We start from the raw sequence: 24,957 nt of genomic DNA on the forward strand, positions 1-24,957 counted from the left end.
GTGAGCTATTGATCGTCCCAGCACGCAGTGGGGCGGGAGGAAGACATGGCGGGAGTGAATAAGGTCATCCTGATCGGCAATCTCGGCGCCGATCCGGAAGTGCGGTACATGCAAAACGGTGATCCGGTCGCCAATGTGCGGATCGCGACCAGTGAGACCTGGAAGGATCGCAACACCGGTGAGCGACAAGAGCGCACTGAGTGGCACAACGTGGTCTTTTTCGGCAGGATCGCGGAGGTCGTCAAGCAATACCTGCGCAAGGGCTCCAAGATCTACGTCGAAGGTAAGCTGCGCACGCGCAAGTGGCAGGCACAAGACGGACAGGATCGCTATAGCACCGAGGTCGTGGTGGACATCAATGGCACCATGCAGATGCTCGACAGCCGGCAGGGCGGGGGCATGGGCTCCTCGGTGCCCTTTGATGACGCCCCTCCGCCGTCGCGGGGCAGCGGACGGCCGTCTCAGCCTCAGCCTCAGCCCGCTGGAAACGTGGGAGAGTCTCAGGGGAGCTTCAACGGCGGTGGCGGTGGCGGCGATTTCGACGACGACATCCCCTTCTGATCACCCCCCATCCGACCAAGGACTCATTCGCGAGAGGACTCGATGCGCACCATACTCGTCACCGGCGGCGCTGGATTCATCGGCGGCAACTTCGTCCACTACATCTTGGACGAGACTGATGTCCGGGTGATCAACCTGGATGCGCTGACCTATGCCGGCAACCTGGACACCTTGGCCGACTTGCGCGACAACCCGCGCCATGTCTTCGTCCAAGGCGATATCGCCGATCATGCCTTGATTAGCCGGCTGCTCGCCGAGTACGAGGTGGATGCCGTCGTCAACTTCGCGGCCGAGAGTCACGTCGATCGCTCCATCGATGGGCCTGGCGCCTTCATCCAGACCAATGTGGTGGGGACCTTCACGCTGCTCGACTGCGCCCGCGAGCATTGGAGCAAGCGCACTGGCGAGGCGCGGGAGGCGTTTCGCTTCCTCCATGTCTCCACCGATGAAGTCTATGGATCCTTGGGGGCGACTGGGCTCTTCACCGAGACCAGCGCCTACGCCCCAAATTCGCCCTACTCGGCCTCGAAGGCGGCCTCGGACCATCTGGTCCGTGCCTGGTTCCACACCTACGGGCTGCCGGTGCTGACGACCAACTGCTCGAATAACTACGGCCCTTATCAGTTTCCGGAAAAGCTCATCCCGCTGATGATCCTCAAGGCGCAGCGCGGTGAGGCCTTACCCATCTACGGCGATGGCGCCAACGTCCGCGACTGGCTCTTCGTCACCGACCATTGCCGGGCGATCTGGCGGGTGCTCGAGGCCGGCAGGCCAGGCGAGGTCTACAACGTCGGCGGCAACAGCGAGCGCACGAACCTCGAGGTTGTGGATACGCTCTGTGGGCTTCTGGATGAGCTGCTGCCGGACTCGCCGCATCGCCCGCACGTCAATCTCAAGCGCTTCGTGCCTGATCGGCCCGGACATGATCGCCGTTATGCCATCGACGCCAGCAAGCTCAAGCACGAACTCGGCTGGGAGCCGCAGGAGACCTTCGAGTCAGGGATGCGGCGCACCGTGACTTGGTATCTGGAGAGCCCGCAGTGGTGCCAGCGTGTGACCGATGGCAGCTATCGCGGCGAGCGGCTCGGCGCCGCAGACGACTGAGGAGATGGCATGAATCGAAAAGGCATTATTCTGGCTGGCGGCTCCGGGACCAGGCTCTACCCCTTGACGCGCACGATCAGCAAGCAGCTGCTGCCGGTCTACGACAAGCCGATGATCTACTATCCCCTGTCCACGCTGATGCTGGCAGGGATTCGCGAGATCCTCATCATCTCGACCCCCCAGGACCTCCCCATGTTCCAAGCGCTGCTGGGCGACGGCTCGCAGTGGGGGGTTTCGCTGAGCTATGCGGAGCAGCCAAATCCTGGCGGTCTTGCACAGGCCTTTCTGATTGGCAAGGCGTTCGTCGGTGACGCGCCCTCTTGCCTCATTCTTGGCGACAACATCTTCTATGGCCAGGGCTTGGTCAATCAGTTGACGGCCGCACGCGCGCGCGCGCGCGGCGCGACCGTATTCGGGTACTACGTCTCGGACCCAGAGCGCTATGGTGTCGCCGAGTTCGATGACTCCGGCAAGGTCGTCAGCATCGAAGAGAAGCCGACCCAGCCCAAGTCGAACTGGGCCGTGACCGGGATCTACTTCTACGATGGCAAGGTCTGTGAGCTGGCGGAGACTTTGACGCCCTCGCCGCGCGGTGAGCTGGAGATCACGGACCTCAACAACTGCTACCTGCGCCAGGGCGAGCTCGCGCTGGAGCGCATCGGGCGTGGCACGGCCTGGCTGGACACCGGGACCCACGAATCGCTCATGCAGGCGGGGCAGTACATCGAGACCATCGAAAAGCGCCAAGGACTCAAGATCTGCTGCCCGGAAGAGGTGGCCTTTCTGAATCGCTGGATCGACGAGGCTCAACTGCGCGCCATGGCCGAAGAACTGCAGAAGAGCGGCTATGGTGACTATTTGCTTGGCTTGCTGAGCCGGGGCGCGCTATGAAGGTCATCGAGACCGCCATCCCCGGCGTCCTCATCCTCGAGCCCAAGGTTTGGGGCGACGAGCGCGGCTACTTCCTGGAGACCTTCCGCTCCAAGAGTTACGCCGAGCTGGGCATCCCGCAGCCCATGGTCCAGGACAATCAGTCCTTCTCGCGCAAGGGCGTGCTGCGCGGCCTGCACGTCCAGCACCCGCATGCCCAAGGCAAACTGGTCCAGGTCCTGGACGGTGAGGTCTTCGACGTGGCCGTGGACATTCGGCGCGGCTCGCCCCATTTCGGTCAATGGGTGGGTGTGACGCTCTCGGGTGAGAACAAGCGCCAGTTCTGGGTCCCACCCGGCTTTGCGCATGGCTTCCTGGTCACGGCCGAGACCGCGCTCTTCGTCTACAAGAACACGGATTACTACAGCCCAGAGACTGAATTCAGCGTTCGCTGGGACGATCCGGACATCGGCATCGAGTGGCCTCTGGACGGCGCGCCCGAGCTTTCGCAAAAAGACAAGCATGCCCTCGGCCTCAAGGAGATTCCGGCGGAGCGGCTACCAGGCATCGAGGACTACGCATGACCGACAGAATCCTGGCCGGGGCCCGGCCGCGTCTCTTGCTGATTGGTGCCAACGGCCAGGTGGGCTGGGAGTTGAGGCGCACGCTCGCTTGTCTCGGTGACGTCGTCGCCGCGTCGCTCGAGGGCGAATACGGCCCAGTTATCGACTTGATGGATGCCGGCTCACTCGTGCGTTTGGTGCGCGACACCAAGCCGGATGCCATCATCAATGCGGCCGCCTACACGGCCGTCGACAAGGCCGAGACGGATCGTGACACCGCCAGCCGCATCAACGCCGATGCCGTGGGCGAGATGGGCGCGCTCGCTGCCGAGCTGGGTGTACCCGTGATCCACTATTCGACGGATTTCGTCTTCTCCGGCACCCTCGGTCGCGCCTACACCGAGGACGACGTCCCGGATCCTATCAATGTCTATGGCGAGACCAAGCTTGGCGGCGAGCGCGCCCTGCTGGAGTCCGGCGCAAAGGCGCTGATCTTTCGTACCAGCTGGGTCTATGGGGCGCGGGGCGCCAACTTCCTCCTTACCATGCGGCGCCTCTTCCAAGAGCGCGAGGAACTGCGCGTGGTCGACGACCAGATCGGTACGCCGACCTGGAGCCGCATGCTGGCCGAGATCACGGCGCAGGTGCTCTATCGCGTCATGCGCGGCGATCTCGACCTGGACCGGGTCGGCGGTCTCTACAACCTGACCGGAACGGGCGATGTGAGCTGGTACGGTTTCGCCCGCGCCATCCTGGAGGCGAGCGGCAGCCCCGCCAAGCTGATTCCGATCCCCTCGTCCGAGTATCAGGCGCCGGCCAAGCGCCCCATGTTCTCGGTGCTCAACAACCGACGCTTCGAGGAGACCTTTGGTCTGAGCACGCCGGATTGGCGATTGTCGCTCGCTCAGTGCCTCGAAGAGTTGAAGTGAGCTTGGTGTTTAGCGTGAAAGATGTCCGGCGCTTGAGCCTTAGATTCAGGTCCCAGGGTCATTGAGCCATCTGCTGACCTCATGCTTTCTAAGAGGCTGTCTGAATATTGCAATCGCCCGAGCTGTAGGGGCGAATTCATTCGCCCTCCCGCCAGTGCCAAGGGCGACTAAAGTCGCCCCGAGGTGTTTTTCAGACAGCCTCTAAGGCCGGAGCACTCGTTCGAGCGCTAAGAAGCATGACGTATCTCAGCGATTGGATTGGCGCCGGTCTAAGGTGCAGTGCTCCCGCGAATCGCTCTCCCCCCGATTAGGCCGGCTCCCTGCAGATTCGCTGCCCGATCTTGTGACTGTCACAGCCGATGTGACGTAACAGCGGGTAGCCGTGTGACGTTCACCGGCGATACTCCCACCTGTCGTTCCTTCTTGTCTTCTTCTAAGTAACTGATTGTTATTGGCAGCAGCTTTGATGCTTCCGTTCGTCGGGAGGGGGAATTCTGGGTGCGGTTGTTGCATTATTTGTCGGGCAGAGGGAGTGCGTTGCCTCGGCTCTCTAGATCCCTCGCAAATACTCCGGCGCCTACGGTAAGCCCAGAGTGCATCGATTATGGAGAACGACGATGTCGAAAAAGACGACGAAATTCGCGAGCAGTGGCTTGGCGGTGCTGTTATTGATGGGCGCCGGCAGCGTGGCAGCGGCGACGATTAACTTCAACTTCTCGGGGCTTAACGAGAACAGCTACGTAAGCGATGTCACGGTTGGTGGAGTAACCATGTCCGTCACCGGAACGCAGTCTAGCACTGGAAGTGGCAGCAATGTTGCCAGGATCTACGATACGAAAGCGGGGCATACGACCGATCCCGATCTCAATTATGGCAGCTCAGGTTTCACGAATCTGAATACAGGCATCACGGGTGTCGATCTGGGCAATGTACTCATCATCGACGAGAATGGTCTCGGCACAACATCCGATGATAATCAGAATGGCGGGAAGTTTTCGCTGAGCTTCAGTCAACCCTTGAGTCTTGAGAGTCTAGACGTCGTGGATAGTGATAGCGGGAAGGTCACGATCAAGCTATTCGATGCGAATGATAATTTGCTTGGCTCTTTCTCCAACTTGCTCAACGGCGATACTAATCGACCAGTCAATCTTTTCGAGACCATCAGGCTTTCAGGGATGTCTCCAGTCACAAAGCTGGAGGTGGTTTCTACGACATCTTTCGCGATCGACAACATCAAGGGCAGTGCCGTGCCAATCCCAGCCGCCGTCTGGCTCTTCGGTTCGGCCCTTCTGGGGCTAGCTGGCGTTGGCTATCGTCGGCGCCCGTCTGCGATCTAGCTGGGATTGGAAGGTCGCAGTGGGAGCGGCGCCCCGCCGCGACGGCGCTCGATCGTGGCGGGGCGCCGCTCCGACTCATCTATTACAGCACTCATCTAGCACCTGGCCAGGCTTGTACTTGTCGCTGCCTCAACCCTTGAATAGCAACGGCAGCACATCCTCGTAACGCGACGCGAAGTGCACCTTCAGCCCCTTGCGCACATGCTCGGGCACTTCGTCGAAATCCCCTCGGTTGTCCTCCGGCAAGATGATCTCCTTGATCCCCGCGCGGCGTGCCGCGATCAGCTTTTCGCGGATGCCGCCGACGGGGAAGACCTCGCCCGTGAGGGTGATCTCACCGGTCATTGCGATGCGCCGTACCGGCTCGTTGCGCGCGAGCGACAGCAAGGCCGAGGTCATGGTGACACCGGCTGAGGGTCCGTCCTTGGGCGTTGCGCCAGCGGGGACGTGCACATGGATGAAGGACTTTTCGAAGAAGGCCGGGTCCGCGCCGAACTCGGTGGCGTGGCTGACCAGGTAGCCGTAGGCGATCTCGGCGGATTCCTTCATGACGTCGCCGAGCTGACCGGTCAGCTTGAAGCCGCGGTTGAAACCGTGGGTGCGGGCCGCCTCGATGGAGAGGGTTGCGCCGCCCATGGTCGTCCAGGCCAGTCCGGTGACCACGCCTGGTCCTGAGAGCTTGCGCTCGTCGCGAAACACCGGGCTGCCGAGATAGCCCTTGAGGTCATCGCCGGTCACGGTGATGGGCGTCTCTTCCCCTTCCAGCATGCGCACCGCGACCTTGCGGACGATCTTGCCGAGCTGTTTCTCAAGCCGGCGTACGCCCGCGTCCCGCGCATAGCCCTCGATGATGGCGCGCAGGGTCTTGGTGTCGAGCTTGACGGCCTTTTTGCCAAGTCCGGCCCTGTCGATCTGACGTGGTAAGAGGTACTTCTTTGCAATCTGGAGCTTCTCTTCGGCGATGTAGCCGGAGAGTTTGATGATCTCCATGCGGTCGCGCAGCGGTCCGGGGATGCTGTCGAGCTGATTGGCGGTGCAGACGAAGAGCACCTTCGAGAGGTCGAAGCGCAGATCCAAGTAGTGGTCGAGGAAGTCGGTATTCTGCTCCGGGTCCAAGACCTCGAGCAGGGCCGAGGCCGGGTCGCCGTGATAAGAGGCGCCGATCTTGTCGATCTCGTCGAGCATGATGACCGGATTGGCGGTGCCTGCGTCCTTCATGGCCTGCAGGAACTTGCCCGGCATGGCGCCGATGTAGGTCCGGCGGTGGCCCTTGATCTCCGCCTCGTCGCGGATGCCGCCGACCGAGAAACGGTAGAAGCGCCGCCCAAGGGCGTCGGCGATGGAGTGGCCGATGGAGGTCTTGCCGACGCCGGGCGGGCCGACGAGCAGAATGATGGAGCCCGCGATCTCGCCCTTGTGGATGCCCACCGCCAAGAATTCCAGGATGCGCTCCTTGACGTCTTCAAGCCCGTAGTGATCGCGATCCAAGACACGGCGGGCGCGCTTGAGGTCGAGCTTGTCCTCGGAGTGCTTGCCCCAGGGCAGCAGGGTGATCCAGTCCAGATAGTTGCGGGTCACCGAGTACTCGGGCGAGCCGGTCTCCAGGATGCCCATCTTGTCCAGCTCTTCCTCGACCCGCTTCTGCGCCTGCTCAGTGAGTTCGAGTTCCTCGATGCGCGCCTTGAACTTGTCGATCTCCGCCGTGCGGTCGTCTTTGGCGATGCCCAGCTCTTTCTGAATGGCCTTGAGCTGCTCGCGCAAGAAGAACTCGCGCTGCTGCTTTTGCATCTTCTCTTCGACCGTGCGGCGAATCTTCTGCTGCGCGCGCGCGAGTTCCAGCTCGTTGTTGAGCAAGACCAGCACCTTTTCCATGCGCTTCAAGAGCGGCAGGATCTGCAGGACCTCCTGCAGCTGCTCTTTCGAGGAGGTCGTCAAGCTGGCCGCGAAGTCGGCCAAGTGCGAAGGATCGTCGGGGCCAAAGCGATCCAGGAAGACCCGCAGCTCCTCGACATACAAGGGATTGAGCGGCAGCAGCTCCTTGATGGTGTTGATGACCGCCATGGCATAGGCCTTGACCTCGGAGTCATTGCCGGCGTCAGGCTCTGGCAGGTAGGAAACGTGTGCCCGGAAGGGGACCTTCTTGTGGACCCAGTTGCCGACACGGAAGCGCTGCAGGCATTCCACCAACACCTGCAAATGCCCGTCCTGCTGGTGGATGCGGTGGACGCGGCAGGCCGTGCCGATCTCATAGAAGTTCTCGGTCGTGGCCTCCTCGGAGGTCTCGCTGTCGACCAAGAGGACCCCGAGGATCTTGTGCTCGGTGTCCGCCACTGCCTTCATGGTGGAGGCCCAGTGCTCGGCGTCCATCATCAAGGGAACGGCTTGCCCAGGAAAGAAGGGGCGTGAAGCGACGGGCAGAACGTGAATCTCTGCGGGCAGGACGTCGTTCGCGCGCGCGAGCTGGATCAGCTCGATCTCTTCGTCGCCGCTATCGTTATCGATTTCCAGTTGATCCTCATCCGTCATGCTGCAAGCCTCGTTCAAAATACCTTAAAGAACATGCTGATTTATTGCGGCGCTGGAATCAATTCTCGACGGTCGAAAGGGTCACTCGCCTCATGAGTGCCCGGCGCCTGAGCAATGACCTGTCCGACCCGCCGGCAGGCCCGAGGAGTTCAGGTCCGCGCTGCGGTTTTCCAAGCCAGATTCGCGAGCCGGGCGAAGGCGGCGACATCCAGTTTTTCCGCGCGCAGCGAAGGCTCGACGCCCGCCTCCTCGAAGAGCGGCTGATCGATGAGTCCGGACAGGCTGTTGCGCAGCGTCTTGCGGCGCTGGCCGAAGGCCGCGGCAACGATACGCGCATGTAGGGACGGGTCCGTGATCTCGTGGGGAAGCGGCCGCAGGGGTCTCAGCCGCATGAAGGCGGAGTCGACCTTGGGGGCTGGCGTGAAGGCCCCGGGGCCGATCCGAAACAGGCTCTGAGCATCGCAATAGGTCTGGACCATGACCGAGAGTCGGCCGTAGGTCTTATCCCCAGGATCGGCGACGATGCGGTCGACGACCTCCTTCTGCAGCATCAGGTGCAGGTCGACCAGGCAGTCGGCCTGATCGATGAAATGGAACAGCAGCGGCGTCGAGATGTTATAGGGCAGGTTGCCGACCAGCCTGAGTTTGTCCCCAGCGGCCGCGAGGGCGCGGAAGTCGAAGCTCAGGGCATCGGCGTTGTGGATGCGCAGATCGCCCAAAGCGCCCAGGCGTTGTTGCAGCGGGCCGACGAGATCGCGGTCGAGTTCGATGACGTCCAACGTGCCCAATGCGCGCAGCAGGCCCTCGGTGATCGCGCCCTGACCTGGACCGATCTCGACGAGGCGCTCACCGGGTTTGGGGGCGATGGCCAAGTGGATGCGCTGGATGACGCTGGGGTCGTGCAGGAAGTTCTGGCCGAAACGTTTGCGGGGTCGATGATCCATCCGGCTAGGTTACCTGAAAGCCCGGTATCAGCCACCTGTTTCGGGTGGGCGGGCTAGGTCTGTGGGTGGAGTGACTGCCAGCGGCGGGGACGATTGAGGACCCCGTCACAGTCGTGATCCTTGGGATCGGTGAGCATGCGGCTATTTTTCGGGTCGAGTGACGCCAAAGCGTCGATTTCGGACACTTGAATCTCGATCCGTGGCGGGACAGTGTACGCAGATCACTGCTGCCTGCCGGGGGACGGCAGGCATTCACTGAGGAACTGTCCATCAACAACTTCCCCCCTTTCGCAAAGGGGGGCTAGGGGGGATTTCGGGCGGCATCACTCGCATCGGGAAACAATTGATGGACACTTTCTAAGGAGACTGAGCATGGCTGCAAATCTCGTCAAAGGCGGCAACATTTCCCTGTCCAAGACGGCGCCGAGCCTCAAGCGCATCCTCGTTGGGCTCGGCTGGGAGGCCAGGGCGACCGCCGGCAGCGACTTCGATCTCGACGCCAGCGCCTTTCTGCTCGGCGAGAACGGCAAGGTGCGTCGCGACGAGGATTTCATCTTCTACAATCAGCTAACGTCACTCTGCGGCTCGGTCGAGCACAGCGGCGACAATCTCACCGGTGAAGGCGAGGGCGACGACGAGGCGCTGAAGATCGACCTGGAGCAGGTGCCGGAAGCCATCAAGCGAATCCTTGTCTGTGTCACCATCCACGAGGCCGAGGCGCGAAGTCAGAATTTTGGGCAGGTGTCGGATGCCTTCATGCGGATCGCCAATCTCGACGACGATCACGAAATCGCCCGATTCGACCTGTCGGAGGACTACAGCACGGAGACCGCCATGATCTTCGGCGAGGTCTATCGGCGTGGCGACGAGTGGAAGTTCAAGGCCGTTGGTCAAGGCTTCGCCGGCGGGCTGGAGGCGCTCTGCCATCAGTTTGGGGTTGACGTCGCTTGATGAGCGGCCATCCATGGCCCGGAAGCGTTGGCCATCAGGTTTCTTAGAAGAGAAGGGAGACACCCATGAGAAGGTTGCCCGTCTATCTGCTGCTCGATACCTCCGGCTCCATGACCGGCGAGCCGATCGAAGCGGTGAAGAACGGCGTTCAGATCCTGGTCTCGACCCTGCGCCAGGATCCCTACGCGCTCGAGACCGCATTCCTGTCCGTCATCACCTTCGACAGCACCGCCCGCCAGGTGGTGCCGCTCACCGAACTCGCCACCTTTCAGCCGCCGCCGCTCAACGCGACCGGGGTGACGGCCTTGGGCGAGGCGCTGGGGCTGCTCGCCGAGCGCATCGAGGCCGAGGTCGCACGCACGACGGCCGACGCCAAGGGCGACTGGAAGCCGCTGGTCTTCATCATGACCGACGGTGCGCCGACGGACGACTGGAAGAAGGGGCTCGACAGGCTCAAACAGGTGCGCACCGGCGTCATCGTCGCCTGCGCCGCCGGCCAGGGTGGCGATACGTCCGTACTGAAACAGATCACCGAGGTCGTCGTCGCCCTGGACACGGCAGACGCGAGCACCATCAAGGCCTTCTTCAAATGGGTCTCGGCCTCCGTCTCCACCGGAAGCCAGAAGGTCGATCAGGGGCTGAAGGAGGTCACGGGTCTCAGCGACCTGCCGCCGCCTCCGCCCGAAGTCAACGTGGTCCTCTGAGGAGAAAGGGCATGGGTATCTCACTCAAGAAAGGACAGGGCGTCAGCCTCAAGAAGAGCGAGCACGATCTCTCCATGGTGACCATCGGCCTCGGCTGGGACATCAACGAAGCCAAGAAGGGGTTGCTAGGCGGGCTTATGGGCAAGAAGGCCGCGGACTATGACCTCGACGTCGTCGCCTTCCTCTGCGCGGCTAACGGCAAGGTGCGGGACCTGGGCCGGGACGAGAACGGCCAGGCGACGCTGATGAACAGCGACGTCATCTTCTTCAACAACCTGCGTCATGGCTCCGGCTGCATCTGGCTGACGGGTGACAACCGCACCGGCGCCGGCGAGGGCGACGACGAGCAGATCGTCGTCAAGCTCAACGATCTGCCGGAGACCTATGCCAAGGTCGTCTTCGTGGTGCAGATCTACAAGGGCGCTCAGAACGGACAGAGCTTCGGCCAGGTCCGCAATGCCTTTATCCGCGCGGAAGATGCCAAGGGGCGCGAGATGGCCCGTTTCGACCTCTCCGGCGGGGCGCAGTACGAGGATTGCCGCTCGATGCTCTTCGCCGAACTCGAGCGCGAGCCCGGCGGCTGGAAGCTCAATGCGATCGGCGAGCCGTCGCAATCGGACTCCTTCGTGGAATGGCTCAAGCGCTACGCTTGAGGCCAGCGCGTCACGCCCTGGCTCGCGTGCAGGCGACGACTGTCCACTCCCAACGACGAGGAGAGCCATGAGCGCTCGGAGACTTCCCGTTTATATCCTACTCGACACGTCCGGCTCCATGCGTGGCGAGCCCATCCATTCGGTCAACGTCGGCATCCAGGCGATGCTCAGTGCCCTGCGCCAGGATCCCTATGCGCTGGAGAGCGTCCACCTCAGCATCATCACCTTCGACGTCGAGGCGCGGGAGTATCTTCCGCTGACGCCCCTGGACGCCGTGAAGCTGGACGAGATTCAGGTGCCTCAGGCGGGGGCGACCTTCCTGGGCGCCGCCCTGGAGCTGTTGATCGCCTGCGTCGATCGCGATCTGCGCAAGAGCACGCCAGACGCCAAGGGTGACTGGCGCCCGCTGCTCTTCGTCATGACGGACGGCAGCCCCTCGGACCTGCATGCCTACCGGCAAGCCATCCCGGAGATCAACAAGCGCGGCTTCGGCGCCATCGTCGCCTGCGCCGCTGGTCCCAAGGCTAAGCAAGAGGTGCTGCGCGAGCTGACGGACCGGGTCGTGACCCTGGACACCATGGATTCGGCGGCCTTCTCCGGCTTCTTTAAATGGGTCTCGGCGAGCGTCGCCGTCGGGTCGACCAGTGCCGGTGTCTCCGGCTCGGTCTCGCTTCCGCCGCCTCCGCCGGAGGTCCAGCTGGTGCTCTGAGGCAGCGGATTCGACCCTGACCCCTGTTCGCCCCGGCACCGCCACGACAAAGGAGTGACTGCATGCGCAGACTACCCCTGTTCTTCGTCCTCGACTGCTCGGAGTCCATGGTCGGCGAGAACCTCCAGAAGATGGAGGACGGCCTGCAGGCGGTCATTCGCGCCCTGCGCACCGACCCCCATGCGCTGGAGACGGTCCATGTTTCCGTCATCGCCTTCGCCGGGCTGGCGCAGACCATCGTCCCGCTCGTGGAGGTCGTCTCCTTCTACCCACCGCGTCTGCCGCTCGGTGGCGGGACACGGCTCGGGGCGGCCCTGGACACCTTGATGACGACCCTCGACAGCGTCGTGGTCCGCTCGACGCCGGACCGCAAGGGCGACTGGAAGCCCATTGTCTACCTCTTCACCGATGGCCGCCCCACCGACGATCCTGGACCCGCGATCCAGCGCTGGAATGACCGCTATGCCAAGCGGGCCACCCTGATCGCCGTGGGTCTCGGTCGGGACGCTGACTTCAGTGTGCTCAAACGCCTGACCGAGCAGGTGATCCTCTTCGAGGAGGCGAAGGCCGGCGACTTCCAGACCTTCGTCAACTGGATCAGTGCCTCCGTGGTCGCCCAGAGCCGCAGTCTCGGGGAAACCGGGGAGACGGCCGCGCTGCCGACCCTGGACGAGCGCGTCATGCGCATCGTCAAGGAGCCGCCCTCCAATCAGGTGGACGAGTCCTGCGTCACCCTCACGGGCCGCTGTCAGAAGACCCGCAAGCCCTACATCATGAAATACGAGCGTGAGCTGCAGGATCTCGGCACCCAGGAATTCAGCCTGCAGGTGCCGCTCTTCCGGCTCACCGGCTGCTACCCGCTCGACGAGTCCTATTTCGACTGGTCCGACGGCGCGGCGCTGGAGGCCAAGGTCAGCACCTCCGAGCTGCTCGGCTCGCCTGGCTGTCCGCATTGCGGGGCGGCCACGGCCTTCGCGATGTGCAACTGCGGAAAGCTCTTGTGCGTCAATGGTCCGGGAGAGGTGATCTGCCCATGGTGCGAAGCAAGGGTCGCCTTCGCGCCAGGGCCGTCGCCGGACGACGGCGGGTTCGAGGTCGGGCGCGGGCGAGGCTGATCCGCATGGCCAGATTGCGTCGCAGACCAACCCCAAAGGAGCTTGCCAAGCTCTCGCCCTACCTAGAAGGCTTGGTGCGGCGTCTGTTCGAGTCAGACGATCAGGTCTTCTTCGAGCGTCCCCAGGTTGCGCCGGAGCGGCTGGAGGCGTTTCTGACCTCCGATGAGGTGCTGGAGGCTACCTTCGACTATGTCGAAGAATTGGTCGGCGTGTGGCAGACCAGGCGCTATGGCAAGCCGCTCAAGGTCATGGCGCGCAAGCAGGGCGTCGGGCCGGTCGTGGAGAAGGCCGTGATGCCGGATTTCTCGGGCGAGCCGGCATCCCCCCAAGCGGAATCGGGCTCATCCCCAGCGACCACGAAGGAGGCGCCAGCCATGCCCAAGACTGATCCAGCCGAGCCCGGTAGGGCGCCTGCGTCCGCAGGCAAGGACGCCCCAGCGCCCCGGCACCCAACACGTCAGACCGGGCTTCAGCCTGGCCAGGTGCCGCCAGCGGGCGCCGCAGTCCAGAAGCTGCCGGAACCGAAGGCATCCTTCACACTGCCGAATGCCAAAGTGGGCGTCGCCTACGACCACAAGATCCTCGGCCGCGACGCCCAGGGGAGGCCTGTCCGGGTGCTGGAGGCGCAGATCCCGGACGCACTCGGGCTGACCTTTGATACCGAGCGCGGCACGCTGCGGGGCACCCCAGCGTTAGACGGAGATCACCGCATCCCGCTGCGCTGGACGCTCGACGGTGCTGCCGTCCACTCGGACGACTGCCTGCTCATCGTCAATCCAGATCCGAAAAGCCTCTGGAAGGTCATTGAGCCGCCGGATGGCGCGCCCTACCCCAAGTCCCACACGGATGCGACGCTGATCGCAGGCGAGGGACTCAGCATCGTCGCCGCAAGCCGGCGCGGACGCTCACATGAGCATGCCGGCAGTTTCCGCGACGACGATTTTCATGTCCGTCACGATCCGGAAAGCGGCTGGAGTCTCATCCTGGTCGCGGACGGTGCCGGCAGCGCGCGCTTCTCGCGCCAAGGCTCCAGGATTGCCGTCGCGACGGCCGGGGAACATCTGTTCGCGAGCCTGAAGGGCGATGTCGGCGAGCGCATGACGGCGGCCCTCAATGGCTGGGATGCCGATCCCGCCAGTACGGGGCAGGCGATGGGCCAGGAATTCCACTATCTGTTCCACAAGGCCGGCCAGCTCGCCGTGCACGCGATCGAGCGGGAGGCCCAAGCCCAGGGCGTGGAGCCACGAGACTATGCGACCACCCTGTTGGCCGCGGCGGTCAAGCGCCAGGACGAGGGGACCTTTCTCGCGACCTTCTGGATGGGCGACGGCGCCATCGCCGCCTATGGCCCGCGCGGCAAGGTGCGTCTCATGGGGACACCGGACGGCGGCGAGTTCGCCGGTCAGACGCGCTTCCTCGACCGCGCTGCGCTCTCGGATCAGGGGTTTGCCAAACGCATCGGGATCGGCCGCTACCAGGATCTCAGTGCGATCCTCCTGATGACGGACGGCGTCTCGGATCCGCGCTTCGAGACCGACAAGGGTCTGAACGATCCCGCCAAGTGGGACAGCCTCTGGGGCGAGATCGCGCCGCTGCTGGAAACGCCGGAGCCGGCGCAGCAGCTCGCGGACTGGCTAGCCTTCTTCTCGCCGGGACATCATGACGACCGCACCATCGCACTGCTATGGTGAGCCGCCGATACCGGGATTGGCCCATTCACCCCGTCGCCCGGATGCTGGATTGATGCTCAGGAATCGCCCATGACGCGAGTCGTCACTTGCAGGACCCTGGATGGCCAGGTGATCGAGTTCGTCGACGAGGTGATCGGCTCGGGCGCGATGAAGGACGTGCACTTCTCGCCCGACCGCTCCTACGTCGTCGCCTTCTACAAGACCGCGCAGGACTTTCAGGCCAAGGAGCGCCTGCAGATGATCGCCGGCAAGTATCGGGAGAGCATCTTCGATCAGGTCGGCGGGGACTACTGGCAGAACCTCTTCTGCTGGCCGACGGCGGTGCTGGAGCACGAGGGCCGCCTTGGGCTGGTCGCACCGACCTATCCGCGTCACTTCTTTTTCGAGCACGGCTCCAGAAATGGCGACATGCTGGGCATCAAGGGCAAGGAGAAGGAGGGCAAGTGGTTCGCCGCGGCCAACCTGCGCAACCGCTTCGTGGATCCGCGCGAACTCGGTACCTGGCTCAATCACCTCAAGGTCTGTCTGCTGCTGGCGCGGGCCGTGCGTCGCATGCACATGGCCGGTCTGGCCCATTCGGATCTGTCCTACAAGAACGTGCTGGTCGACCCCTCGCAGGGGCTCGCCTGCGTCATCGATGTCGACGGGCTGGTCGTGCCCGGCAAGTACCCGCCGGACGTGGTCGGGACACCGGACTTCATCGCCCCCGAGGTGGTCAGGACCAGCCATCTGGCCAAGGATGACCCCAACCGCTGCCTGCCCAGGCGCGAGACCGATCTGCACGCGCTGAGCGTCCTTATCTACATGTACCTGCTCTATCGGCACCCGCTGCGCGGCGCCAAGGTGCATGACCTCGACGACGAGCAGCGCGACGAGATGCTGTCCATGGGCGAGAAGGCGCTCTTCGTCGAACACCCGACGGACGCGAGCAATCGCATCAAGGTCGCTAACGCCAAACCGACCGAGCTGCCCTGGGCCGACACCGCCAAGCTGCCCTTCACCATCACCGGACCCTATCTCTCCCAGCTCTTCCTACAGGCGTTCGTCGCTGGACTCCATGATCCAGCCTTGCGCCCCTCCGCCAACGACTGGGAGACCGCGCTGGTCAAGACGGTCGACCTCATTCAGCCCTGCCTCAACCCCAAGTGCGAGCAGAAGTGGTACGTTTTCGACAATTCCACCAAGCCCGTCTGTCCCTTCTGCGGCACGCCGTTCCGGGGCAAGCTGCCGGTCCTCAACCTCTACTCCTCGCGCAAGGAAGGCCAGTACAGGCCGGACAACCATCGCCTCATGGTCTGGACCGGACAGTCGCTCTTCCTCTGGCATGCCAACAACCTCATTGCCCCCAACGAAAAGCTGAACGAGGCGCAAAAGAAGCGGGTCGGCTATTTCGTCTTCCACCAAAATGCCTGGTGGCTGGTCAACGAAAACCTACCGGACCTCATGGATGTCTCGACCAAGACCCCGATTCCCATCGGCGGTCAGCTGGAACTCAAGGATGGGCAGCAGATCCTGCTTGCGAAAGGGGATGGCGGGCGGCTGGTCGTGGTGCAGATGGTCGATGCCTGAGCCAGAAGTGCGGGCGATGCAGGCCGCGTCTCTCGGGGTCGATCGCCTGGATCAAGCTTGTGAGGCGGGACAAGGCAAGGGCGCTTGTCCGAGTGGGACAGCGCCGCAGCCGCTCGATTCGGTGGGAGCGGCGCCCCGCCGCGACGAGCCCGCAGACGGCTGCGGGCTCTGTTCCAGGCTCCGGGGTGCCGGAATCACGGCATGAGCCTTAGAAAATGTCCATCAACAACTTCCCCCCCTTTCGCAAAGGGGGGCTAGGGGGGATTTCGGGCGGCATCGCTCGCATCGGGAAACAACTGATGGACACTTGCTTAGCCTATGCACTGCGCTGACGACATGGGTCTCAAACGGGTTGCCAGATGGCAGCAAGTGCCTTATCCCTACAGGGGCTGTGTGTCGGCTTTGTCGCCGTCGCAGCATCGGGTCATTACGCCGGCTTGAGCCATTGCGTGAGAACCGCGTCGAGCCTGCCCCCAGATTGATGGCAGGCCGGTCGTTTTCGGTGCTCGGGGGATCCTGCCTGCTGCGTGCAGCGCAGACTGCCCGGAATCCGCGTCTCACAGGGGCTTGAGGTCTCTGTGAATCGGCGTTATCAGGCGTCACCAAGCAGGTGACGCGAAGCACAACAAGATTGCCGTCCTATGGAATTCAAAGATTACTATCAGATCATGGGCGTCAAGCGTGATGCTACGCAGGACGAGATCAAGCGTTGCTATCGCAAGCTTGCCCGCAAGTATCATCCTGACGTCAGTAAGGAGCCTGACGCCGAGACGCGATTCAAAGAGGTCGGCGAGGCCTACGAGGTCCTGAAAGACCCCGAGAAGCGTGCTGCTTATGATCAGCTCGACCCCAATTTGAACGCCGGAGAGGACTTTCGTCCGCCGCCCGATTGGGACCAGGGCTTCGAGTTTCACGGTGGTGGCTTCACGGCCGCCGATGCCGATCAGTTCAGCGATTTCTTCGAGACCTTGTTCGGCCGCAGCGGCTTCGGAGGCGCCCAAAGGCGTCAGGCCCACCCTGAGTTTCACGCTCAGGGCGAGGATACTCATGCCAAGGTCTTGGTCGATTTGGAGGATGCCTATCAGGGCACGACGCGGACCCTGACCCTCAGACACACGGAGCTTGGGGCCGACGGCCGGCCTCGGGTCAAGGAGCGCACGCTCAATGTCTCCATCCCCAAGGGTGTGCGCCAAGGGCAGCACATCCGTCTCGCTAAGCAGGGCGGCGCCGGTCTGGGGAAGGGGGAGGCCGGAGACCTCTTCCTCGAGGTCGAATTTCGGCCCCACCCGCTCTATAGCGTCGAGGGCCGCGACGTCTACCTCAATCTCCCCGTCGCCCCTTGGGAGGCCGCGCTCGGAGCGACCTTGAAGGTGCCGACGCCTGCTGGGACGGTCGACCTCAAGATACCGGCAGACTCATCGAGCGGCCGCAAGCTTCGCCTGAAGGGCCGCGGCATTCCGTCCAAGGAGCCGGGCGACCTCTATGTCGTCTTGCAAGTCGCCCTGCCGAAGGCCGATACGGAGTCGGCCAAGGCCGCCTACGCGGCCTTCGAGAAGGCGCTCAAGTTCAATCCGCGCACGCACCTGGGGGTTTGATCCGTGAACAAGACCGACATCTTGAGTCTGCTTTCCGGTGAGTTGCTCGAGGAAGACATTGAGCTGACCCTCGCCGAGCTTTGCCGCGTCTGCCAACTGCCGGCCGAGCGGGTGTTCGAACTGGTCGATGAAGGTGTCGTCGATCCGCTCGGACGCGAACCCAATCAGTGGCGTTTTCAAGGCATCAGCATTCGGCGCGTACGCTGTGTCCAGCGCCTCGAGCAGGACCTCGGCGTCAACATCGCCGGTGCGGCCTTGGCCTTGGACCTGCTCGAAGAACTCGATCAGCTGCGCGCACGGTTGCGCCGCTTGGAGGGCTGATCCGGATAAGAAAGTGACCATCAACAACTTCCCCCCTTTCGCAAAGGGGGGCCAGGGGGGATTTCGGGCGGCATCGTTCGCATCGGGAAACAATTGATGAGCGCTTTCTAAGCAAGAGGGCGGCTCGCCGCTGGTGAAGCGGGCCGCCCTGCGTCGGCCGAAAGGCTCCGGACTCGAGGCACCGCGCGGCGTGCAGGCGAAGCGAGGTGGGAGCGGCGCCCGTGAGGGCGTCTCATCAGCAGGGTGCAAGTCCGTGTCGGAGGATGCTGTAGGCTCCGTAGCCGAAGGTCACTGCGTCGCCGCGAGGTGGGGCGGGAGGCAACCGGAGGCGAATGATCGGTCTGCAGGATCAGAGCCCGTTGCGGCGGGGTGCCGTGGCGAGCCCTCTGGGAGGCGGCGAAGCCTGAAACTCACCGTGGACGCTGGAGAGGGCGTGCGAAGCGATCCATGGGCGGCATCACCTGGTTGGGGGTGGAACGATCGGACGGTGAGGCGAAGTCAGCGGCGAGACCTGCCGGCGGAGGTGAGCGTTGGCAGGAGTCAGAGCCCGCAGAGTCGCGCAGGTTCGCGACTGGACAGCCAAGGGCTGACGGGGAGGAGACACCCGTCCAAAGCGCTGGGGTGCAGACCCTGCCGAGGGCTGATCTGGTGCGGACGAGAGGCGCGGAGAGCAAAGCCGCGCTGAGCGAAGGTGGGTAGGAAGGTTGATCGGTAAAGGCCAACGCCGACGGAGGCGAGATGCTGACTGCGTCAGTGCCCGCGAGGGCTAAACAAGCAGACGCCGCCGGTGATCCGCGACAGTGGAGCTGGGTGGAGCCGAGGGTGTGGACGGGGGAGGGGAGGCGTGAGCCTTCCCTACCCCTATCGGAGTCTCATGAGGGCGTTTTCAAACGGCCTCTAAGAGCTTGTCGGGCGCGGTCTCTTGGGGTTGGGTTAGAGCAAGAAGATGGTGGCGAGCCCCAAAAAGGCGAGGAAGCCGACGACGTCGGTGACCGTCGTCAGGATGACGCCGCCCGCGAGTGCGGGGTCGATGCCAAGTCGTTCCAGCAGCAGGGGCAACAAGGCTCCGGTGAAGGCGGCGGCGAGTAGGTTGATGGTGATGGCGGCGGCGATCACCAGGGCAATGTCTGTGTCCTTGAACCAGAGCTTCGCGATCACGGCGACGACTAAGGCCCAGATGACGCTGTTGATCGCTGCGACCGCCATCTCCTTGAAGAGCAGCCAACGTGTGTTCTTGAGTGTCAGCTGGCCTAGCGCGAGACCGCGGATGGTCAGCGTCAAGGTTTGAGTGCCGGCGATTCCACCCATGCTGGCGACGACGGGCATCAGCACCGCCAGGGCTACTACCTGCTGGATAGCGGCCTCGAATTGTCCGATGACCCAGGCGGCCAGAAAGGCGGTGAGCAGGTTGACGCCGAGCCAAAGGGCGCGGCGACGGGCGCTCAACATGACCGGAGCGAACATGTCCTCGGTCTCCGAGAGGCCGGCTTGACCGAGGAATTGGTGGTCTGCTTCCTCGCGGATGACGTCGAGCACATCGTCGACCGTGATCCGGCCGAGCAGCAGACCTTCATCGTCAACGACGGGGGCGGTCACCAGGTCGTGCTGCTCGAATCGCGTCGCGACCTCGCGTGCGCTCCAGGTGGCGGGGATGGCCTGGACGTCCAGGGTCATGGCCTCCGCCACCGAGTCCTCTGGCTCATGTGTCAGGAGGTCCGTGAGGTAGAGCACGCCCAGATAGTGTCCCTTGCGGTTGACCACGATGAGGTTGTCGGTGATGTCCGGCAGGCCATCCTTCAGACGGCGCAGGTAGCGCATCACCACGTCCAAGGTCATCTCCGGGCGCACCGTGACGGTGTCCGAGTTCATCAAGCCGCCGGCGCTGTCTTCGGCATAGGACAGGGCCTTTTCGAGTCGATCGCGGCGCTGCTGGTCGAGGGACTTGACGACCTCATGGGTGATCGCCACCGGTAGGTCCTGGACGATGTCGGCAAGGTCGTCCGTATCCAGGCTGCCCACGGCGGCAATGAGTTCGCCGGCGTCCATGAGGTTGATCAGGTGTTCACGGACGTCGTCGTGCAGATAGGTCAGGACCTCGCCATCATTCTCCTTGTCCACCAGATTCCAAACCAGCTCGCGCTCCTTGGGCGGGAGTGACTCCAGCAGGTGCGCGATCTCGGCCGTCTGCAAGGCGTTGAGCATGCGCGCGGCCTTGCGCATGGCGCCTTGCTCGAGCACCTGGTGCAGGTCTTCGATGCGCGTGGTTTCTGGATTGCTGGGCGCAGGGGCGGACATGATCACCTTGTCGGACGTTCGCGAGAGAGGCCATGAGCCGTGGGTGGCTCTGGCGCCCTATGCTAACAAGTGGAGACGTCCTGAGCGATCTCAGGCGTGATTGAGGGCGTCGAGTAGGCGCGAGGGGCTGGTGTCGTCGAGCTGGGTGAAGAGCGCTGCGACGCGTCGCTGCAGATCTTGGGTGTCGGCCTCGAGGATCAGCTCTTTGACGTCGAGGATGGCCCCTGGCTGCATGCTCAGCTCGCGCATGCCCATGCCGAGTAGGAGGCGCGTGAAGTGGGTGTCGCCGGCCATTTCGCCGCACATGCTGACGGGAATCCCGGCGCTGTCGGCGGCCTCGATGGTCATGCGGATCAGTCTGAGAATTGCTGGGTGGATGGGATCGAAGAGATAGTTGACCGAATCGTCCAGCCGGTCCACGGCCAAGGTGTATTGGACGAGATCGTTGGTGCCGATGGAGAGGAAATCCATGCGCTTGGCGATGGCGCGGGCCGAGAGTGCCGCCGCCGGTACCTCGATCATGGCGCCGACGGGCATGTCATCGTCATAGGCTAGCCCTTGTTGATGGAGCTGTCGCTTGAACTCCTCAATGAGCGAGAGCACGGTGTCGATCTCATCGACATTCGTCACCAAGGGCAGCATGAGTCTCACGGGACCTAGCGCCGAGGCGCGCAGGATCGCCCGCAGCTGAGGGCGAAAGAGGGCGGGCTCCTTGAGGCAGAGGCGGATGGCGCGTAGACCCAGCGCCGGGTTGCAGACGCTTGAGCTACAGGCCGTCAGGCCGTCGGCGCGCTTATCGACCCCGAGGTCGAGGGTTCGAATGGTGATGGGAATGCCGTCCAGGTCCTCGAGCATCGCGGTGTAGGTTGCGAGATGCTCGTCCTCGTCCGGCAGGTCGTTCCTGCTCATGTAGAGGAATTCGGTGCGGTAAAGGCCTACGCCCACGGCACCGTTGGCGCGTGCGATGTCCACATCCTCGGGCAGCTCGAGATTGGCCTGCAGGCTGATCGAGGCGCCGTCGAGTGTCCGGGTGGGCCTGCTGACGATCTCGCGCAGCCTGCGCTGCCGGGTCTCGATGGCGCGCAGGCGCTGGCGGTAGTACTCCAAGGTGGATTCGTCGGCCTTGGCGAGGACGGTGCCCGTTTCGCCGTCCACCACCAGAGACTCGCCTGGGTGCAGGTAGCGGGTGATCTCGTGAACACCCATCACCGCTGGAACGGCAAGGCTGCGGGCGAGGATGGCGGTGTGCGACATGGGGCCGCCGAACTCGGTGACGAAGGCCGCGGCGCCCCTGTGTCGGAGCAGAATGGCATCTGCGGGGGTCAGGTCCCGGGCGACGACCACGACCCCCTGCAAGTCCTGCTCTGCCAGGGTGCGTTGCACGCCTTCCCCGCGCAGATGGGCTTGGATCTCCTGAACGACGTGCTCGATGTCGTCTCGGCGGGTGCGCAAGTAGGGATCGTCCATCTGGTCGAAGACCTCGACCAGGGTGTCGCGATGCAACTGCAAGGCCCACTCGGCACTGCACCGCTCGTCAGCAACGATGCGCCGCACCTCGTCCACCAGGGTCCTGTCCTCGAGCATCAGCAGGTGGGCATCGATCAGCTCGGCGATCTTGAGCGGGGTGCTGGCGGGGATCTGCGTCCGCACCGTTTGAAGGGACTCATAGGCTGCCGCGACCGCAAGGTCGAAGCGCGCGATCTCGTCTGCGACCTGCTCCGCGCTGATGGCGGCTTGCGCGGCGCCGCTTTGGCCGCGCAGATCGATGAAGGCCGGTCCGATGGCCACGGAGCAGCTCGAGGCGATACCGATCCCCTGAAAGGCGAGTGTCACTCCGGTTCTCCGAAGCGCTCCCCGATCAAGGTTCCGATAGCCATGATGGCCTCCTCTTCGTCATTGCCCTTTGCCTCCACCGTCACCGTGGTGCCTTGACTGGCCGCAAGCATCATCACGCCCATGATGCTCTTGCAGTTGACGCTCTGAGCACATCGCTCAATGTCGATCTGGCTTTCGAAGCTCGTGGCGCACTGCACCAGCTTGGCCGCGGCGCGCGCGTGCAGTCCGAGCTTGTTACAAATCTCGAAGTCTTTACGGATCATCCAGAGAGGAGCCCCTGATTGTTCTAAGCCTAGTGCTTAGGCGATTTCTGTCAAAGCTCATTGCCGCTGACCTGTCTCGATGCCTGCCTTTCGTGTCGCACCGCGCCATCTGGTATGAGATTTTCCGACAATCGCCCTATTTGTGCGGCTCGCACAGGCGTACGCCATTGCGGCCGCCCTCCAACGCCCTGTCGACAACAGTGTCCAGGTCGAGCTGGGCGTAGTTTAACGCTCGCAAGAGCATCGGAAGGTTGACGCCAGCGAGCACCCGGCTGCGTGGGTGCCGCTCGTTCAAGGTGAGGGCAACATTGGCGGGGGTTGCGCCGTAGACATCGGTGAGGATGAGCACACCATCGCCCTGGTCGAGATGATCGGCAAGCCGCAGCGATTGGTCGACCAATGACTCGCAGGGAGTATCGTTGACGACTTCTAGAATCTCGGCATTGGCGGGGCGCCCCCCGAGGATGTCGCTGGCGATCCGCAGCAGATCGCCGGCCAAGGGGCTGTGGGTCAGAATCAAGATGCCGACGCTCACGAGAGTTCCCGGTGCCTCACCATGACTTTATGGCCGAGGGCCTCGAAGTGGCGTCCCAGGGCCTCTGTCATATAGACGGAGCGATGCTGTCCGCCGGTGCAGCCGATGGCAATGGTCAGATAGCTGCGTCCGTCGGTCTCGAAGCTTGGAATCCAATGCTCGAAGAACGTGGTCATGTCGTCGCGCATGCGGATGACATCCGGGCTGGCCTCGAGGAAGCTCGCGACTTCTGCGTCCCGCCCGGAGAGCATGCGTAGTTCAGGCTGCCAGTGCGGATTGGGCAGGCAGCGGACATCGAAAACGAAATCCACGTCGATCGGAACACCATGCTTGAAGCCGAAGGACTTGAGCAGGATGGAGGCTTTCGGTGAGGCGCTGCCGACGAGCCAGCCGCGCACCCGGTCGCGCAGCTCGTGTACGTTGGTTTCCGTCGTGTCGATGAGGACATCGGCACACTGGCGAATGGGCTCTAGAAGCTCCTGATCGAGCTGAATCGCCTCCCGCAGGGAGCGATCGCCACGGGTCAGTGGGTGCTTGCGACGAGTCTCGCTGAAGCGTCGGATCAGGGTCTCGGTGTCCGTCTCCAGAAAGAGGACCTGGCAATCGACGCGGCTGGTCCGTGCCTCACGTATCAGCTGGGGGAGTTGTCCGAGGTCGTCGGGACTGGTGCGCGCATCGATGCCGACCGCCGTGCTGGAGAGCGCTTGGTCGTCGACTTTTCTCTCGAGCCCCTTGATCAGCTCCCTGAGCAAGAAGATGGGTAGATTGTCGATGCAATAGAAGCCGAGGTCTTCGAGCGTGTGCAGCGCAACGCTCTTGCCGGATCCGGAGAGACCGCTGAGGATGACCAGTTTCATTGGATGTGCTGTCTGTCAGGGCGAAAAGGTTTGTCGCAGCGCATCAAGGCAACGTCAGGGCTGAGCCGCCGGTGGTTCGGGGCGGTCTTGGCTGATGGCCCGTGCCTGGCGGTCGATGAAGTCCACCCCTGCATCATAGCCGCGAATTCGGAGGATCTGGTGCCTGACCGCAGCCTCGACCAGGATGGCAAGATTGCGGCCGGGCGCGACCGGCATGACGATCTTGGGGATGGCAACGCCCAGTACGAGCATGGCAGAGAGACTCCCGGTGAGACGATCGATGCAGGCCAGCTGCTGCTGGTCCAGCGGTTTGAGATCGATGACGAGATTGAGCGTCTTGTTGCGCAGGACGGCCCCTTCTCCAAACATCGCGCGGATGTTCAGGATACCCAGTCCGCGCACCTCTAGAAAGTCGCGTAGCGTCTCCGGGCAAGTGCCTTCGATGGTCTCAGGTGCGATGCGGGCGAACCTGGGCGCGTCGTCCGCGATGATACGATGGCCGCGCGTAATGAGGTCGAGTGCCAGCTCGCTCTTGCCGACTGCAGGGTCGCCGATGAGCAGCACGCCCATCCCAAGCACTTCAATGAAGACCCCATGCATGGTCTTGCGCTCTGCGAGCGCATGCGTCAAGAAGTAGCGTAGATGATTGATCAGCTCTTGGTCGCCGAGTGACGATCCGAGCAGCGGCGTTTGGGTCCGCTGGGCCTCGTCGCGCACATCCGGGTCTGGCTCGATGTCATCCGTGAAGATGACGGCGGCAGGGCGGTCGGCGAAGAGCTTCTTGACGGTCTCACTATAGGCCGTGGTCCCGAGTGTCGTCAGATAGCGCTGCTCCGGATGCCCCACGACCTGGAGACGGTTGGGGTGAATACAGTTCAGCGAGCCGATCAGGGACTGTTGCACCTGCTCTGGCGCGTCGCCTCGCAGTAAGCGCCTAATCTTGGGCTCGGCCGTCAGCCAGCGCAGCTTCAGCTGAGGTGCGGTCTGATCGACGATGGATTGGAGGCTGTCGAGCATGACGACGACCCT

23 protein-coding genes are annotated in these 24,957 nt (G+C 63.2%); 15 read left to right on the top strand and 8 right to left on the bottom strand.

Translation table 11 applies throughout. The annotated features are described in order from the left end of the window. Window positions 1–45: 45 nt before the first annotated feature. The 6 genes from ssb to G3480_RS27780 all read left to right on the top strand — a co-directional run bounded on the left by ssb (window position 46) and on the right by G3480_RS27780 (window position 5,364). Window positions 46–561 (top strand): single-stranded DNA-binding protein, encoded by a 516-nt coding sequence (gene ssb, locus G3480_RS02235; RefSeq protein WP_164652042.1) that lies wholly within the window; start codon window positions 46–48, stop codon window positions 559–561. A 42-nt stretch (window positions 562–603) separates the two neighbouring features. Further along, a complete protein-coding gene (gene rfbB, locus G3480_RS02240) occupies window positions 604–1,665 on the top strand; it encodes a dTDP-glucose 4,6-dehydratase (protein WP_164652043.1) in 1,062 nt (353 codons plus the stop codon). A gap of 9 nt (window positions 1,666–1,674) precedes the next feature. Continuing rightward, a complete protein-coding gene (gene rfbA, locus G3480_RS02245) occupies window positions 1,675–2,556 on the top strand; it encodes a glucose-1-phosphate thymidylyltransferase RfbA (RefSeq protein WP_164652044.1) in 882 nt (293 codons plus the stop codon). Continuing rightward, a complete protein-coding gene (gene rfbC, locus G3480_RS02250; RefSeq protein ID WP_164652045.1) occupies window positions 2,553–3,119 on the top strand; it encodes a dTDP-4-dehydrorhamnose 3,5-epimerase in 567 nt (188 codons plus the stop codon). The genes rfbA and rfbC overlap by 4 nt, the downstream gene beginning before the upstream one ends. Beyond that, the gene (gene rfbD / locus G3480_RS02255) at window positions 3,116–4,027 is read left to right on the top strand and encodes a dTDP-4-dehydrorhamnose reductase (RefSeq protein ID WP_164652046.1); all 912 of its coding nucleotides are present in this window, start codon (window positions 3,116–3,118) and stop codon (window positions 4,025–4,027) included. Before rfbC ends, rfbD begins: the two co-directional genes overlap by 4 nt. A 617-nt stretch (window positions 4,028–4,644) precedes the next feature. Then, window positions 4,645–5,364: a VPLPA-CTERM sorting domain-containing protein gene (locus G3480_RS27780; protein WP_206171452.1), complete on the top strand. Its 720-nt coding sequence runs from the start codon at window positions 4,645–4,647 to the stop codon at window positions 5,362–5,364. Window positions 5,365–5,493: 129 nt separating this feature from the next. On the opposite strand, the gene lon is transcribed toward G3480_RS27780, so the two are convergent. Together lon and rsmA are read right to left on the bottom strand one after the other, a co-directional pair. Continuing rightward, on the bottom strand, window positions 5,494–7,890 hold the full coding sequence (gene lon / locus G3480_RS02265) for an endopeptidase La (RefSeq protein ID WP_164652047.1): 2,397 nt from the start codon (window positions 7,888–7,890) through the stop codon (window positions 5,494–5,496). Window positions 7,891–8,039: 149 nt separating this feature from the next. Next, complete coding sequence (gene rsmA / locus G3480_RS02270) at window positions 8,040–8,834, bottom strand: 16S rRNA (adenine(1518)-N(6)/adenine(1519)-N(6))-dimethyltransferase RsmA (RefSeq protein WP_164652048.1); 795 nt, start codon at window positions 8,832–8,834, stop codon at window positions 8,040–8,042. A gap of 372 nt (window positions 8,835–9,206) precedes the next feature. On the opposite strand from rsmA, the gene G3480_RS02275 reads away from it, so the two are divergent. The 9 genes from G3480_RS02275 (at window position 9,207) to G3480_RS02315 (ending at window position 18,142) form a co-directional block, all read left to right on the top strand. Next, window positions 9,207–9,785: a TerD family protein gene (locus G3480_RS02275; RefSeq protein WP_164652049.1), complete on the top strand. Its 579-nt coding sequence runs from the start codon at window positions 9,207–9,209 to the stop codon at window positions 9,783–9,785. Window positions 9,786–9,850: 65 nt separating this feature from the next. Further along, window positions 9,851–10,489 carry a vWA domain-containing protein gene (locus tag G3480_RS02280; protein WP_164652050.1) on the top strand — a complete coding sequence of 213 codons (639 nt, stop codon included), beginning with the start codon at window positions 9,851–9,853 and terminating at the stop codon, window positions 10,487–10,489. Between the two features lie 11 nt (window positions 10,490–10,500). Beyond that, window positions 10,501–11,142 (top strand): TerD family protein, encoded by a 642-nt coding sequence (locus G3480_RS02285; protein ID WP_164652051.1) that lies wholly within the window; start codon window positions 10,501–10,503, stop codon window positions 11,140–11,142. Window positions 11,143–11,209: 67 nt separating this feature from the next. Then, on the top strand, window positions 11,210–11,851 hold the full coding sequence (locus tag G3480_RS02290; protein ID WP_164652052.1) for a vWA domain-containing protein: 642 nt from the start codon (window positions 11,210–11,212) through the stop codon (window positions 11,849–11,851). A gap of 62 nt (window positions 11,852–11,913) precedes the next feature. Then, the gene (locus tag G3480_RS02295; protein WP_164652053.1) at window positions 11,914–12,966 is read left to right on the top strand and encodes a TerY-C metal binding domain-containing protein; all 1,053 of its coding nucleotides are present in this window, start codon (window positions 11,914–11,916) and stop codon (window positions 12,964–12,966) included. A 5-nt stretch (window positions 12,967–12,971) separates the two neighbouring features. Further along, entirely contained in the window at window positions 12,972–14,657 is a 1,686-nt protein-coding gene (locus G3480_RS02300) for a PP2C family serine/threonine-protein phosphatase (protein ID WP_164652054.1), read from the top strand. A 69-nt stretch (window positions 14,658–14,726) separates the two neighbouring features. After that, window positions 14,727–16,226 (top strand): helix-hairpin-helix domain-containing protein, encoded by a 1,500-nt coding sequence (locus G3480_RS02305; protein WP_164652055.1) that lies wholly within the window; start codon window positions 14,727–14,729, stop codon window positions 16,224–16,226. Between the two features lie 641 nt (window positions 16,227–16,867). Then, window positions 16,868–17,821: a DnaJ C-terminal domain-containing protein gene (locus tag G3480_RS02310; RefSeq protein WP_164652056.1), complete on the top strand. Its 954-nt coding sequence runs from the start codon at window positions 16,868–16,870 to the stop codon at window positions 17,819–17,821. A gap of 3 nt (window positions 17,822–17,824) precedes the next feature. Then, window positions 17,825–18,142 carry a chaperone modulator CbpM gene (locus tag G3480_RS02315; RefSeq protein ID WP_338114044.1) on the top strand — a complete coding sequence of 106 codons (318 nt, stop codon included), beginning with the start codon at window positions 17,825–17,827 and terminating at the stop codon, window positions 18,140–18,142. A gap of 933 nt (window positions 18,143–19,075) precedes the next feature. Here G3480_RS02315 and mgtE read toward each other — a convergent pair. The 6 genes from mgtE to hprK form a co-directional block, all read right to left on the bottom strand. Further along, entirely contained in the window at window positions 19,076–20,437 is a 1,362-nt protein-coding gene (mgtE, locus tag G3480_RS02320; protein ID WP_164652057.1) for a magnesium transporter, read from the bottom strand. 90 nt (window positions 20,438–20,527) lie between these two features. Then, the gene (ptsP, locus tag G3480_RS02325) at window positions 20,528–22,270 is read right to left on the bottom strand and encodes a phosphoenolpyruvate--protein phosphotransferase (protein ID WP_164652058.1); all 1,743 of its coding nucleotides are present in this window, start codon (window positions 22,268–22,270) and stop codon (window positions 20,528–20,530) included. Further along, window positions 22,267–22,536 carry an HPr family phosphocarrier protein gene (locus G3480_RS02330; protein ID WP_164652059.1) on the bottom strand — a complete coding sequence of 90 codons (270 nt, stop codon included), beginning with the start codon at window positions 22,534–22,536 and terminating at the stop codon, window positions 22,267–22,269. Before G3480_RS02330 ends, ptsP begins: the two co-directional genes overlap by 4 nt. A 136-nt stretch (window positions 22,537–22,672) precedes the next feature. Beyond that, window positions 22,673–23,071 (bottom strand): PTS sugar transporter subunit IIA domain-containing protein, encoded by a 399-nt coding sequence (locus G3480_RS02335; RefSeq protein WP_164652060.1) that lies wholly within the window; start codon window positions 23,069–23,071, stop codon window positions 22,673–22,675. After that, a complete protein-coding gene (gene rapZ / locus G3480_RS02340) occupies window positions 23,068–23,928 on the bottom strand; it encodes an RNase adapter RapZ (protein WP_164652061.1) in 861 nt (286 codons plus the stop codon). Before rapZ ends, G3480_RS02335 begins: the two co-directional genes overlap by 4 nt. A gap of 54 nt (window positions 23,929–23,982) precedes the next feature. After that, window positions 23,983–24,945 (bottom strand): HPr(Ser) kinase/phosphatase, encoded by a 963-nt coding sequence (gene hprK / locus G3480_RS02345; RefSeq protein ID WP_164652062.1) that lies wholly within the window; start codon window positions 24,943–24,945, stop codon window positions 23,983–23,985. Window positions 24,946–24,957: the final 12 nt, after the last annotated feature.

The organism is Thiorhodococcus mannitoliphagus (genome assembly GCF_010915725.1).
Taxonomy (GTDB): Bacteria; Pseudomonadota; Gammaproteobacteria; order Chromatiales; family Chromatiaceae; genus Thiorhodococcus; species Thiorhodococcus mannitoliphagus.

Bases quoted from the DNA above. Each gene is read 5' to 3' on its own strand.
- ssb (WP_164652042.1), top strand. From the start codon at position 46: ATGGCGGGAGTGAATAAGGTCATCCTGATCGGCAATCTCGGCGCCGAT.
- rfbB (WP_164652043.1), top strand. From the start codon at position 604: ATGCGCACCATACTCGTCACCGGCGGCGCTGGATTCATCGGCGGCAAC.
- rfbA (WP_164652044.1), top strand. From the start codon at position 1,675: ATGAATCGAAAAGGCATTATTCTGGCTGGCGGCTCCGGGACCAGGCTC.
- rfbC (WP_164652045.1), top strand. From the start codon at position 2,553: ATGAAGGTCATCGAGACCGCCATCCCCGGCGTCCTCATCCTCGAGCCC.
- rfbD (WP_164652046.1), top strand. From the start codon at position 3,116: ATGACCGACAGAATCCTGGCCGGGGCCCGGCCGCGTCTCTTGCTGATT.
- G3480_RS27780 (WP_206171452.1), top strand. From the start codon at position 4,645: ATGTCGAAAAAGACGACGAAATTCGCGAGCAGTGGCTTGGCGGTGCTG.
- lon (WP_164652047.1), bottom strand. From the start codon at position 7,890: ATGACGGATGAGGATCAACTGGAAATCGATAACGATAGCGGCGACGAA.
- rsmA (WP_164652048.1), bottom strand. From the start codon at position 8,834: ATGGATCATCGACCCCGCAAACGTTTCGGCCAGAACTTCCTGCACGAC.
- G3480_RS02275 (WP_164652049.1), top strand. From the start codon at position 9,207: ATGGCTGCAAATCTCGTCAAAGGCGGCAACATTTCCCTGTCCAAGACG.
- G3480_RS02280 (WP_164652050.1), top strand. From the start codon at position 9,851: ATGAGAAGGTTGCCCGTCTATCTGCTGCTCGATACCTCCGGCTCCATG.
- G3480_RS02285 (WP_164652051.1), top strand. From the start codon at position 10,501: ATGGGTATCTCACTCAAGAAAGGACAGGGCGTCAGCCTCAAGAAGAGC.
- G3480_RS02290 (WP_164652052.1), top strand. From the start codon at position 11,210: ATGAGCGCTCGGAGACTTCCCGTTTATATCCTACTCGACACGTCCGGC.
- G3480_RS02295 (WP_164652053.1), top strand. From the start codon at position 11,914: ATGCGCAGACTACCCCTGTTCTTCGTCCTCGACTGCTCGGAGTCCATG.
- G3480_RS02300 (WP_164652054.1), top strand. From the start codon at position 12,972: ATGGCCAGATTGCGTCGCAGACCAACCCCAAAGGAGCTTGCCAAGCTC.
- G3480_RS02305 (WP_164652055.1), top strand. From the start codon at position 14,727: ATGACGCGAGTCGTCACTTGCAGGACCCTGGATGGCCAGGTGATCGAG.
- G3480_RS02310 (WP_164652056.1), top strand. From the start codon at position 16,868: ATGGAATTCAAAGATTACTATCAGATCATGGGCGTCAAGCGTGATGCT.
- mgtE (WP_164652057.1), bottom strand. From the start codon at position 20,437: ATGTCCGCCCCTGCGCCCAGCAATCCAGAAACCACGCGCATCGAAGAC.
- G3480_RS02330 (WP_164652059.1), bottom strand. From the start codon at position 22,536: ATGATCCGTAAAGACTTCGAGATTTGTAACAAGCTCGGACTGCACGCG.
- rapZ (WP_164652061.1), bottom strand. From the start codon at position 23,928: ATGAAACTGGTCATCCTCAGCGGTCTCTCCGGATCCGGCAAGAGCGTT.
- hprK (WP_164652062.1), bottom strand. From the start codon at position 24,945: ATGCTCGACAGCCTCCAATCCATCGTCGATCAGACCGCACCTCAGCTG.